The sequence below is a fragment of the Paraperibacillus esterisolvens genome (assembly GCF_046237625.1).
Classification (GTDB): domain Bacteria; phylum Bacillota; class Bacilli; order Bacillales; family DSM-1321; genus Paraperibacillus; species Paraperibacillus esterisolvens.
Genome location: NZ_CP143545.1, coordinates 4100305 through 4112468, shown reverse-complemented (window position 1 = coordinate 4112468; position 12164 = coordinate 4100305). Strand labels below are relative to the sequence as shown.

Below are 12164 nucleotides of genomic sequence, written 5' to 3'. Positions count from 1 at the left end.
CTTGATTGACCATGCTTATTTTTCGTCAGAAGCGATCAGGACAACCTTGCCCCTATCAAGCTCCTTTTCGTATTGATCAGCTTCAGCCTCGGTCAGGCCAAGAGTCTGCATCTTGTTTCGGAGCTCATCACCCCGGGAGCTGAATACGTTTTTGATGGAACCGAAAAGTCCTCCGCCCACATCAGCGGTATTCGTATTTTCAGTAAGATGCTCGGAACGCTCCTTATCATGAGCAAAGAGATAAATATTTTCCTCGTTAAACCCGGTTCCTGATAAGCTTTCAATCTTTTCTTTCGCCTGAACGCCGTTTTCGATAACATGTACTTGATACATACAAATTCCTCCTTACAATAGTTGACTGTGTCTACTGTTTATATATCCGGGCAGGGAAATTTTAAACCAACCTAATAATTCAATTCTCAGGTTCCGGGACAGATGTTTATCATTATTTCGATAAAGGGAATGGGAAACTTAGCCAGCGCTGTTGTAACTCCAACAGTTAAGAAATGGAATGAAAGCTGAGAATCTGCCGTTTAAATGCTGCTGGATTTCGAGTGCTGGGGTAAAATTCTCATTGTAAAGTAAGGGTGATTTGAGCGCCTCTCGCTGCAATCAGCCTTCTTGTTCAGGAGACGAAAGTGCTGGTGAAAACTTCTTAGTAGAATGAAAGGAGAGAGGAAGATGCTTGGACAGACCATAGATAATGATTGGGGAGAGTTGCTGCAGGGGGAATTTCAGAAGCCTTATTTTGCAGAGCTTGAGGAATTTCTTCAGAAAGAATATGCGGAACAAACGATATATCCGGCTAAAGGAGACATTTTCAACGCACTCCGCTATACCCCGTTTCAGAATGTTAAGGCGGTCATCCTTGGACAGGATCCCTATCACGGACCGAACCAGGCACAAGGCCTGAGTTTTTCAGTAAAGCCGGGAATCACCCTGCCTCCGTCTTTAAAGAATATATTCAAGGAACTGCATCAGGATTGCGGCTGTGATCTTCCAAGGGATGGATCACTGATCAAATGGGCCGAAGAAGGTGTCCTTATGCTGAATACCGTACTTACAGTACGCAAGGGGAATGCGAATTCCCACAAAGGGAGAGGCTGGGAGCACTTCACAAATGAAGTGATCAGGCTGCTGAATTCAAAAGAAACGGGTGTAGTCTTCATACTTTGGGGCAAACCTGCGCAAAGTAAGCTGGAACTCATTGATACCGATAAGCATCATGTTATAACCTCCCCTCATCCGAGCCCTTTTTCTGCGAACAAAGGATTTTTCGGAAGCAGGCCCTTCACGAAGACGAACGAGGCCCTCAAAAAATCAGGACAGCAGAAAATAGAATGGTGTCTTTAAATTTTGTTCTTTTCTTAAACCCTTTTGTACTTAAGCAAGTTGTGTGAAGAAATTTTATCGTTAAGCCAGGTTGAATGGCACGCAGGGTGCGAGACTCCTGCGAAAAGCAGCGGGGCTGGTGATACCCCTACAGGCGTTAGCCGGGGAGGCTTACCGCCCGCCCCGGGGAAAGTGAGCGCCTCCACTTATAATCAACCGCTCAATCTATGTTCCACATGAAACAATGAAGCTAGTGACATTCGAAAGGCATCCGCCTTTTAAACTATAAAGGAGCGCCATAATCTTATGCCTTATTCCCGCTTTAAGCATGTTTATAATGCGATTTATGCCATGCTCATCATCATTCTTTTCGGGACAGTAGGTTTCTTTTTTACAGAGCATATTAAAGCATTCGATGCTTTCTGGCTGACTATTATCACCGTCCTGACTGTCGGCTATGGCGATGCAGTCCCTGAAACGTATTATGGAAAGCTCTTTGCCCTGCTGATCATCCCTCTGGGAATCGGCGTGGTGTCATATGCGACCGGTGCAATAGCCACCGTCATGATTGAAGGAGATCTTACGAAGACATTTGCAGAAAGGAGGATGACAAAGATGATTTCAAAGCTAAAGGATCATGTTATCCTTTGCGGCCATGGGCGGGTGGGTGAACAGGTGCTCGAGCAGCTGCTCCTCACAAAAACACCGACAGTAGTAATTGATCAGGAGGAACAGGAAATTCCGTCGAATCTCCCAAGTTATATCCACTATATACTGGGCGATGCTACGGATGATGCCATTTTAAAAAAGGCCGGCATTGAGCGGGCATCAAGTCTTGTAACAACACTGCCGACCGACTCTGATAATGTGTTTGTTACCCTCACTGCAAAGGGATGTAATGAAAACATCAAAGTGATTGCACGTGCCGAAAAGAAACAGGCCGAAGATAAGCTGATCCGTGCAGGGGCAAGCAGAGTCATCAATCCTTCATCTATAGGCGGAAGACAGATGGTATTTTCCATCCTGAAACCGGTTAGTGTGGATTATGTCAATTCCATGCTGCATGCAGGCAAAAGAAATTATGGGATAGAGGAGATCAGCATCCCGGAAGGTTCGCCCTTCGCAAACAAGACAATCGGGGAGCTTGAGATCCATAGTACATACGGGGTTATGGTACTTGCAGTTCTTGAAGGTGAAGAGGTGAACAGCAATCCTGAGCCGGAAGTCCAGCTTAAGCGCGGTAACACCATCGTCATCTTTGGTTCGGATGATCAGCTAAAGCAATTTGAAGAAGCTGTCCAAAAAAGTTAGAATGAAAGGGTCCGGTATATCGGATCGATAAAACAGCTTTGAAAAGCAGGTAGAGGTGAAAAGTGTGGAAATCGGGTCACACAGGATTCTGGATAAGATAGAAGAGCTGCTGCAGAAGGCTAAATCTTCGCCAACAGAGGAAGCTGCAGAAAAATATGTGACGGCCATACACGCTTTATGTGAAGTGATAATGGAAGGGCATGGGGAAAGGCCTGCTGTGCCGCCTGCTGCCGCATCTCAGATTGTGAAAGCTTCACAAAGCCCATCCGGCATGTCTGCCCAGGCAGCGATGCCTCAGGCGCCGCCGGCCAAAATTGAGGGTGCGAATGGCGGATCATTATTTGATTTTTAAACAGGGGGAAGTTTGAATGAAGGTTTTTTTAATCGCAGGTGCTATCAATGCATTCCTTGCGGTGGCATTGGGTGCCTTTGGAGCACATGGGCTGGAGGGAAGGATTTCCGCTAAATACCTGGAAACCTGGAAGACAGGCGTCCACTATCATATGTTCCATGCGGCCGGCCTATTGATTGTCGGGCTGCTTGCCGGACAGCTGAAGGCAGGCAGCCTCCTGAACTGGTCAGGCTGGCTGATGATACTCGGGATCCTTCTCTTTTCAGGCAGTTTGTATGTACTGAGTGTTACCGGCATAAAAGTGCTTGGTGCGATTACGCCGCTTGGCGGGCTGGCTTTTCTCGCTGCCTGGCTGCTGATCATCATCGGAGTCTATAAATATCTGTAACAGGAAAACCACCGGAAGGCTCCGGTGGTTTTTAAGTGTCTTAGCGTGGAGGAACTGTGGATAATCCGGCTCCCTGTCCGCTGCCAAATGGATAGGAGTACTCAATTTCTTCATCAAAGGTCACATAGTCCACATACACCATTAAAATCAGGTAGCGCATCCCGGTCTGAGGATCGCTCAGAATCAAATGATCCCTGCCGGCCGCCTCTATGATTCCCTTAAACACCTTGGCATTCCATTCCCGGTTATTCTCAAAAGTAGCATAGACAGTTGCCAGCTTCCCAAGATTCAGCCTTAAAATGTTTTCAACATAAGACTGCTCTACAGGCAGTCCTCCGCCCGCGCTGGGAATCGCGCCCTGGCCCCCGCTGTATGTGCCTGGTGCGCCCCCCGGCCCGCCGCCGCCCATCCCTGGCGGCTGATACGTAACCATCGGCTGCTGCCCCCCAGGCATTTGCTGCTGCTGAAAAGGAGCGCCCCCCTGCTGCTGGCTATATGGATTGTACGGGGGGGAGTAATACTGGTTTTGGTTCTGTCTTATCATAAGAATCCCTCCAAATAATGCGGTGTTAAGCTTTCAACTATCCAACCCTTTTATACCGGACTGATAGACGGATGAACATGCTTAGTCCTCGCTATTTATTTGTATGGCCCAGGGGCCGGGTTTATGACTCGGAGTGGAAAAACATGTGCTGTGCAGGAGCCCATGTGACTGTCTGTTCTTTGCTATAAAAGCAGCAGGCGAAGTCTGAAAAGACAGGTGTATCCTGAGCGCCCCTGCTGTTTGGAATACTGCCTTTCCATTTAGTCAAAGTCGAAGAGGTTTTTTAAAAGGCTTAAGATAGGCTGAGGAATTCTGTTATTGATTCACCTTTTAAGGGAGATCCTTTAAATTGTTTAACAGGGTTGATTGGAGCGGAAGGCGCGGGACTTCTGATCCAGCTGCGAACTGAAACCCTCGAGTCATAAATCAAGCAGTCCATGGGAAGAAGACCGCTTCCCACGGCCAGCCCGCCTTATGCTTGTCGAGTTTTTGCCTGCCAACTGCCTCAATTTCACAACTTCAAATGTGAACATTGTGCTTTTGTAAACATTTTATTTAGCAGGCACCGTTCTCCGCTTTTCTTTGCGGGAGCAGCGGGACAGGTGAGACCCCGCAGGCAAAGCCGAGAAGGCTCACCGCCCGCCCCTAAGGTCCGCGGGTGCCTGCAGCGGAAATCAACCTTCTTATTAAACAGAAAAAGACTGAAGGCAAGCCCGATCTTAATCGGGTTGTCTTCAGTCTCGGGTTATTTCATTAAACGCGCAAAAACTCCGGGAAGCTTCCTTCTGTAAGCAGATTACCGACGAAGAAGGAACCGAACTCGCCATAGCGTGCGCTCACTTCATCAAAACGCATTTCATAAACAAGCTTTTTGAATTGAAGCACATCTTCAGAGAAGAGGGTAACTCCCCACTCATAATCATCAAAGCCTACGGATCCGGTGATGATCTGCTTGACTTTGCCTGCATAGCCGCGGCCGATCATGCCGTGCGAGCGCATGAGTGCACGCCGGTCTTCCATGGAAAGCATGTACCAGTTGTCATTCCCCTGGCGGCGCTTGTCCATTGGATAAAAGCAGACATATTTTGCTTTTGGCAGTTCAGGGTAGAGGCGTGCACGCACATGAGGGTTCTCATAAGGATTCTCGCCGGAAGCCAGATAATTACTAAGCTCAACAACCGATACATAGGAATGAGCCGGCACGAGGAATTCAGCAAGCTTGGACTTATTGAATTCAGTTTCGATTGCATTCAGCTCTTCCATCGTCGGACGGAGCAGCATCATCATAAAATCAGCCTTCTGGCCGACAATTGTATAAAGAGCATGACTTCCTTCTTTTTGCTCGGCTGTCTTATTCCACTTTTCCACTAACCCGAGGAACTCCGCTGTCGCTTCAGCGCGCTCGTCTTCAGGGAGCATTTTCCAGGTTGTCCAATCTATTGAACGGAAATCGTGTAAACAATACCAGCCATCCAGCGTTTCTGCTGCTTCACTCATCATTTATCACTCCAATTTACATTTCTATATGTCCTACTATAGCATAGAGCGGATACATTTTTCATATTGGACCGCTGTAAGGCAGGAGGGCAGAGCTTTAAAAGACACAATTATGTAACAAAAATTTCCCATTCCTAGTATTGTGCAAAGGAGACAAGGTTTATCAGCCTGAAAATAGGTAATCAAGATAGAGTATAAACCATGAGAAATCTGAAAATAAAAACATTTATTGTGTAAGCGGTTTTTCCATTTAGTTGATTAGATATTTTTTATAGATAGGAGTATCCTAAACAAGAATCAATCCGAAAAGAGGGAATGAAAGCATGAGCGACTTATTTACAGGATTAAAAGAAAGAATCAGCGGCCACAATATTAAAATTGTATTTCCAGAAGGTTTGGATGAGCGGGTACTGGCTGCGGCTGGAAGACTTGCCGAGGACGGCGTCCTTACTCCCATCCTGATCGGGAGCATTGAAAAGATACAGAATAAAGCAAAGGAACTGGGCGTTTCAGTAGAGCGGGCAGAAATCTATGATCCGGCCAACTTCATCATGATGGATGAATTGGTTGCATCCTTTGTTGAACGGAGAAAAGGGAAGGCAACAGAAGAGCAGGCAAGGACAATGCTGCTTGATGAGAACTATTTTGGCACAATGCTTGTGCATACCAATAAAGCAGACGGACTGGTAAGCGGTGCGGCTCATTCGACTGCTGATACAGTGCGTCCAGCCCTCCAGATCATCAAGACAAAGGAAGGCGTGAAGAAGACTTCCGGTGTGTTCATTATGGTGAGGGAAGATGAAAAGTATGTGTTTGCAGACTGTGCTATCAATATTGCCCCGGACAGCCAGGATCTTGCGGAGATCGCAGTCGAAAGTGCACGCACTGCCGCTATGTTCGATATCGAGCCGCGTGTTGCCATGCTGAGCTTCTCGACAAAGGGTTCTGCCGTGTCTCCTGAAACACAGAAAGTCTCAGATGCGGTTTCAGCTGCAAAGCTGATCGATCCACTTCTTTACATTGACGGTGAATTCCAATTCGACGCGGCCTTCGTCCCATCTGTAGCGGCTAAAAAAGCACCGGACTCCCCGATCCAGGGCAATGCAAACGTATTTGTATTCCCGAGCCTTGAGGCTGGAAACATTGGCTACAAGATTGCTCAGCGCCTAGGCGGATTTGAGGCTGTCGGTCCTATCCTTCAAGGACTTAACCGTCCGGTGAATGACCTTTCCCGCGGCTGCAGCGAGGAAGATGTCTACAAACTGGCAATCATAACAGCAGCTCAGACACTTCATCGCTGAGTTCATAAGGTAAAGGCTGTTCCTTGGGAGCAGCCTTTTTTTGACGCCGAACCCATATGCTATAATGGGGCTATACTATTCGTAAGGAGTTTTGCAAGGTGTCGTTGGAAATTTCCCTTTTAAATCAGGACAGCTGGAGGATCATTGACCAATCCTCTCTCGGTCCCCATTTCGAAGCAGTACAATCCTTTGCAATGGATGATACGCTTTGCCAGAGCACAGGATCCGGAGCCTCCCCGGCTGCTGCACGTTCCTGGGTGCATCATTCTACCATTGTTCTCGGAATCCAGGACACAAGGCTGCCCCATTTTGCGGAAAGCCTCAGATATCTGGATGAGCAGGGGTATAATTATATTGTCCGGAATTCCGGGGGGCTTGCCGTAGTCCTCGATGAGGGAGTCCTGAATTTGTCCCTGGTATTCCCTGAAACAGATCGGAAAAAGATTGATATAAACCGCGGCTATGACACGATGGTCGAGCTTGTCCGGGAAATGTTCTTAGAAGCGGCAGGAGGCATAGAAGCACGGGAAATCTCGGGTTCCTACTGTCCTGGAAGCTATGATCTAAGCATCGGCGGAAAAAAGTTTGCCGGCATTTCCCAGAGGAGGATCCGAAATGGAGTCGCTGTGCAGATTTATCTTTGTGTGAACGGTTCGGGGAGCGGGCGTGCCGGTCTGATCAAAGAATTCTATAGAATAGGGAAGGGCGGCCGCGAAACGAAATTCGACGTTCCGGACATACAGCCGGAGGTAATGGCTTCCCTTTCCGAACTGCTGCATATCGAACTTACCGTCCAGGATGTTATGCTCCGCTTTCTGCGAGCCTTAAAGGCACACAGCGGCCATATCTATGCCGAAGGCCTCGGGCCGGTGGAGATGGAGCTGTATGAAAGCCATCTCGCCAGGATGGTCGAGCGGAATGAAAAGTTCGGGATTCAATTATAAACAAAAAACAGCCGCCGGCAAGGGATATCCATGCAGGCGGCTGTTTTCTAATACATTTAATGCTATTAAATTTAGCAGGCGCCGTTCTCCGCTTTTCATTGCGGGACAGGCGAGACCCCGCAGGCGAAGACGAGGAGGCTCACCGCCCGCCCCGCTCAGGCTGAGTGCCTGCAAATCAACCTTTTGTTTGAAAAGAATCATTTATAAAGATATGAAAAATCGAGAATGTCAGGCTGCCAATCTCTCTCTCGTTTTATTCAGCAACTTTTTCTAAATTGCCGTTTCGGTCCATTTTAAACTTGGTAGCCGGGCGTTCGTCTTCATCCAGTACAACGAGCTTTCTGGCCCGGTTCATGATCTTCATCAGGGTTTCATAGTCTTCCTGCATCATGCCTGAATTTTCCTCCAGGTCATGGATGCGCTTCTGCAGTTCTTCGATGTGCTGCTTCAAGTCTCTTATTTCAAGCTTAAGCCGCTCGTTTTCTGACTTTAGCACATGATTTTGAAGCTGATTTGTGCCCAGGGACTGCAGGTATTGAATGACACTGTCCATGGTCAGCCCTTCCTTTGGGGACATTTGGGTTACAGGTTGTACAGCCTGTGCGGTGAATGCCGGAAACTGCTCCCTGGCCAATTCGTTATACGTCTCCACGATTGCTTCCACTTCATGTACTTCTGCCGCTTCCCCAAGATGCTGTTCGTGGGTATGCAGTTCCTGAAGCGGAATGGTCTCAGTAATTTCATCCAGGGTTGGAACCGGCGGGCTGTAGAGCAGTTTTTTCTTGCCTCCCTGATCTTTGCCGAGGATGCGGTTCCGCTGTTTCCGCTGCTTTTTGGCAAGCTGCAGGGCTTTTTCGTAATTATGGCGCACAACGGCATTCCAGCGGAAACCGCACGCAGCAGAAGTCCTGTTCAGTTTATCCCCAATCTCTTCAAATGCATTCAGCTGTGTGCTGCCTTCCCTTACATGGCGCAGAACGGTTTCCGCAAGCAGCAGATCATTTTCCTCGGTCCAAGCATCTTGACGAACTTTCATCCTATTACTCCCTTTCCTGCTAGATGGATATATTAGCATGATGTCAGAGGAAACCTGCCTGCCCCAGCAGACCGCCTTCCCAGACATGCTTTCTTACAAACAGTCTCGTCAGGAACATCCGTTTTTATACAGCTTGAAAGGATAATAGTTTTAAACTTTGGGTTTTTCTAGGCTTTTTTTAATGACTTCTTTGGAAAACGCCGCTTCCTGGAGTTCTATGAACTGAATTATTTATTAAGAAGGGTGATTTCCCACCCAACATGGCAGTAAAAGGGAAGAAAGCAGCTAAACACTTTAAAAGAGGGTATAACGAATATATCCGCCGAAGTTTAAAAGGAGGACGCGGCAGGGAAAATATAAGATTATAATCAATAATCTGTATCCGCTGCCATTCGGGCAAGTTCGGCAAAAAAGGAAAAAGTCTGCTAAATTTTTCTGTTTTCCGCAGGGATTAAGGTAGGATTTTTTATGGCGGCAGGCTATAATATATTACACGAGAGATTACGAAAACGAGGGCGGTCCATGGGATATTCCGAAGAAAAAATGTACGAGGAAAAGGTCTTTAAAGACCCTGTACACCGTTATATACATATCAAAGACAGAGTGATCTGGGATTTGGTCGGCACAAAGGAATTCCAGCGCCTAAGGCGTATACGCCAGCTTGGGACGACCTTCCTGGTTTTTCATGGCGCCGAGCACAGCCGCCTGAACCACTCTCTTGGCGTTTATGAAATCATCAGGCGCATCGTGGATGATGTATTTGACGGGCGTCCTGAATGGAATGAGTCTGAAAGGCTTCTGTCGCTCTGTGCTGCCCTGCTTCATGACCTGGGACATGGACCTTTTTCACACTCATTTGAGAAAGTATTTGATCTGGATCATGAGGAGTTCACCCAGAAAATCATTCTGGGAGACACAGAGATCAACTCTGTCCTTAGAAAAGTGGGAGCAGACTTTCCTAAGAAAGTGGCGGATGTTATCGCGAAGACCTATAACAATAAATTGGTCGTCAGCTTGATCTCAAGCCAGATCGATGCCGACCGCATGGATTATCTGCAGCGGGATGCTTATTTTACAGGCGTGAGCTACGGGCATTTTGACATGGAGCGCATACTGCGTGTGATGCGGCCGAAGGAAGACCAGGTGGTCATCAAGCACAGCGGCATGCATGCGGTCGAAGATTATATCATGAGCCGGTACCAGATGTACTGGCAGGTATATTTCCACCCCGTGACCCGGAGCGCCGAAGTAATCCTGACAAAGATCCTGCACAGGGCAAAGCATTTGTCTGAAAAGAATTACACTTTTAAATTGGAGCCGATCCATTTTTATTCCTTGTTCGAAGGGAACATTACGCTGGAAGATTATCTTAAACTCGATGAATCGGTGATGCTTTATTATTTCCAGCTCTGGCAGGAGGAATCAGATCCGATTCTAAGGGATCTCTGCTTACGGTTTGTGAACAGAAAGCTGTTCAAATATGTCGAGTTCCATCCATCCAATGAGCAGATGAGCAAGCTGCTCGAGCTTAACAGACTTTTCCATAAAGCGGGCATTGACCCGGAATATTATCTTGTAGTAGACTCTTCCTCTGATCTTCCATACGATTTTTATCGTCCGGGTGAGGAGGAGGAAAGACTTCCGATTCATTTGATGAAAAACAACGGAGAGATCCGCGAGCTTTCCAGGGAATCTGAAATTGTTGATGCGATTTCCGGAAAAAGGCGGACAGATCATAAGCTGTACTTTCCGGCAGACATCCTTCAGGATGAAACCGGCAAGCGGAAAATAAAAAGACAGATCAGGGAGCTCCTTGACCTTGAATGAGCGTGCCTGGCGGCTCTGACAGGATGAATGGAACTTCTTAGAGGAGTGAAGACCTTGTTTAATGATCATGCTAAAATAATACAGGCCATATCTACAGCCGGCGAGATTTCGGGGAGGAAGAAACTTCAGAAGATGATTTATATCGCCAAGAAGATTTCCTTTCCCTTTCAGGAAAAGTTTCACTTCCACTTTTACGGGCCTTATTCTGAAGAGCTGACCCTGAGGGTGGAGGAGCTGTGCAATCTCGGCTATCTGAATGAAAGCAATGAAAAAAAGAACGGATATTATCAGTACTGCTACACCCTTACACCGTCCGGCGAGGATTTCCTGAAGCATTATGAAATGCAGGAGCATCCGGCACTGAAGCCCTGCCTGCTTGATATGAACGAACAGAATTCACGCTTTCTGGAACTCGTATCTACGGTTCTTTATTTCTATGAGCTGACGAAGGAAGAAGTCTCCGAGAAAATTCAGACACTTAAAAGCAAACAGAAATACACAGCTGAAGAAATTGAGGAAGCTTATCAATATATTGCTAAATTACAAGAAAAAGCTAAGCTCCAATAATGGACCGCTTAGCTTTTTCCATAATCACTGGTCGCTCAGCCTCTTGCCTGCCACTGCGTAATGATTCTTTGGCATTTCTTCAATGAATACAACAACCTTTTCCTTTGAAGCGCCGGTCGTCTCGATGACCGCTTCCGTAACCTTTTCCACAAGGGCCTTCTTTTGATCTTCAGAGCGGCCTTCAAGCATTTTTACCGTTATGTAGGGCATGAATTTCCCCTCCTCCTCATATAACATGAGTGTAGTTTTTCACATTTTTACGATAAAATCAAGCTGGGAAGCACGGAGGGGATTGGTCCTTTGAATTGGGGACAGAGTTTCCTGTATACTGGAGATAATAACTATAGAGATCGAATAGGAAAATTGGGGGATACAAATAGGTGGAAATTTTCGAAAGTATATTGCGGTTTCCATTAGAGGAACTGCCTTACATCATCATCACGCTGGTCATTGCCTTTACCCTGCATGAATTTGCCCACGCCTATACAGCTTACAAATTCGGCGATCCGACCGCACAAAAACAGGGAAGACTGACATTGAATCCGGCCGTCCACCTGGATCCGCTCGGGACGATCCTCCTGCTTGTCGCAGGGTTCGGCTGGGCGAGACCGGTCCCGGTCAACAGAAACTATTTCAAGAACCCGCGGGTTGCAGGAATATTGGTCTCGCTTGCCGGTCCGCTCTCAAACCTCCTGATCGCCGCCATTGGCTTTGCCGTGTACTTTGGCCTGATAAGTGCCGGAATTCAGGAGAATGAATATGTGACCAAATTTATTACAACCCTGATTGAATTGAATGTCCTGCTGTTCGTTTTCAATCTCATCCCGCTGCCGCCGCTCGACGGCTACCGGATCATTGAAGACCTGGCGCCATCCGGCATCCGGGCGAAGATGACCCAATTTGAGGCATATGGATCCATCATTTTCATCATCCTGGTCCTGACGCCTCTGTCGAGATACACAATAGATCCGATATTCAATACTGTGATACCTGCGGTGTACAGCGGACTATCCGGGATCTTTTCAGCCCTGTTCTTTTAAGTGATCATTATTGTAAAAGAAGGTG

Annotated in this window: 14 protein-coding genes; 9 read left to right on the top strand and 5 right to left on the bottom strand. The window is 47.2% G+C overall.

Annotation, left to right across the window (positions count from 1 at the left end):
* Positions 1-15: 15 nt before the first annotated feature.
* Positions 16-333, bottom strand: a complete 318-nt coding sequence (locus V1501_RS20665) for a general stress protein (protein WP_409290745.1) — start codon at positions 331-333, stop codon at positions 16-18.
* 348 nt (positions 334-681) lie between these two features.
* Between V1501_RS20665 and V1501_RS20660 the strand changes: the two genes are divergently transcribed.
* From V1501_RS20660 to V1501_RS20645, 4 genes are all read left to right on the top strand, one after another.
* A complete protein-coding gene (locus V1501_RS20660) occupies positions 682-1353 on the top strand; it encodes a uracil-DNA glycosylase (RefSeq protein WP_409290744.1) in 672 nt (223 codons plus the stop codon).
* 285 nt (positions 1354-1638) lie between these two features.
* Positions 1639-2643 carry a potassium channel family protein gene (locus tag V1501_RS20655; protein ID WP_409290743.1) on the top strand — a complete coding sequence of 335 codons (1005 nt, stop codon included), beginning with the start codon at positions 1639-1641 and terminating at the stop codon, positions 2641-2643.
* Positions 2644-2707: 64 nt separating this feature from the next.
* On the top strand, positions 2708-2995 hold the full coding sequence (locus V1501_RS20650) for a YwdI family protein (RefSeq protein WP_409290742.1): 288 nt from the start codon (positions 2708-2710) through the stop codon (positions 2993-2995).
* A 16-nt stretch (positions 2996-3011) separates the two neighbouring features.
* Positions 3012-3383 (top strand): DUF423 domain-containing protein, encoded by a 372-nt coding sequence (locus V1501_RS20645; RefSeq protein WP_409290741.1) that lies wholly within the window; start codon positions 3012-3014, stop codon positions 3381-3383.
* Positions 3384-3423: 40 nt separating this feature from the next.
* On the opposite strand, the gene gerQ is transcribed toward V1501_RS20645, so the two are convergent.
* Together gerQ and hemQ are read right to left on the bottom strand one after the other, a co-directional pair.
* A complete protein-coding gene (gerQ, locus tag V1501_RS20640) occupies positions 3424-3927 on the bottom strand; it encodes a spore coat protein GerQ (protein WP_409290740.1) in 504 nt (167 codons plus the stop codon).
* Between the two features lie 753 nt (positions 3928-4680).
* Entirely contained in the window at positions 4681-5427 is a 747-nt protein-coding gene (hemQ, locus tag V1501_RS20635; RefSeq protein ID WP_409290739.1) for a hydrogen peroxide-dependent heme synthase, read from the bottom strand.
* Positions 5428-5747: 320 nt separating this feature from the next.
* Here hemQ and pta point away from each other — a divergent pair, with 320 nt between their 5' ends.
* On the top strand, positions 5748-6725 hold the full coding sequence (pta, locus tag V1501_RS20630) for a phosphate acetyltransferase (protein ID WP_409290738.1): 978 nt from the start codon (positions 5748-5750) through the stop codon (positions 6723-6725).
* A 98-nt stretch (positions 6726-6823) separates the two neighbouring features.
* Positions 6824-7669, top strand: a complete 846-nt coding sequence (locus V1501_RS20625; RefSeq protein WP_409290737.1) for a biotin/lipoate A/B protein ligase family protein — start codon at positions 6824-6826, stop codon at positions 7667-7669.
* Positions 7670-7922: 253 nt separating this feature from the next.
* Here V1501_RS20625 and V1501_RS20620 read toward each other — a convergent pair whose 3' ends face one another.
* Complete coding sequence (locus V1501_RS20620; RefSeq protein WP_409290736.1) at positions 7923-8705, bottom strand: RsfA family transcriptional regulator; 783 nt, start codon at positions 8703-8705, stop codon at positions 7923-7925.
* 522 nt (positions 8706-9227) lie between these two features.
* Here V1501_RS20620 and V1501_RS20615 point away from each other — a divergent pair.
* On the top strand, positions 9228-10532 hold the full coding sequence (locus V1501_RS20615) for an HD domain-containing protein (RefSeq protein ID WP_409290735.1): 1305 nt from the start codon (positions 9228-9230) through the stop codon (positions 10530-10532).
* 54 nt (positions 10533-10586) lie between these two features.
* Entirely contained in the window at positions 10587-11099 is a 513-nt protein-coding gene (locus V1501_RS20610) for a YwgA family protein (RefSeq protein ID WP_409290734.1), read from the top strand.
* A gap of 24 nt (positions 11100-11123) precedes the next feature.
* Here the strand turns inward: V1501_RS20610 and V1501_RS20605 are convergent, their stop codons facing one another.
* On the bottom strand, positions 11124-11309 hold the full coding sequence (locus V1501_RS20605) for a 2-hydroxymuconate tautomerase (RefSeq protein WP_409290733.1): 186 nt from the start codon (positions 11307-11309) through the stop codon (positions 11124-11126).
* Between the two features lie 176 nt (positions 11310-11485).
* Between V1501_RS20605 and V1501_RS20600 the strand changes: the two genes are divergently transcribed.
* Positions 11486-12139, top strand: coding sequence for a site-2 protease family protein (locus V1501_RS20600; RefSeq protein ID WP_409293485.1), 654 nt, complete (start codon positions 11486-11488; stop codon positions 12137-12139).
* Positions 12140-12164: the final 25 nt, after the last annotated feature.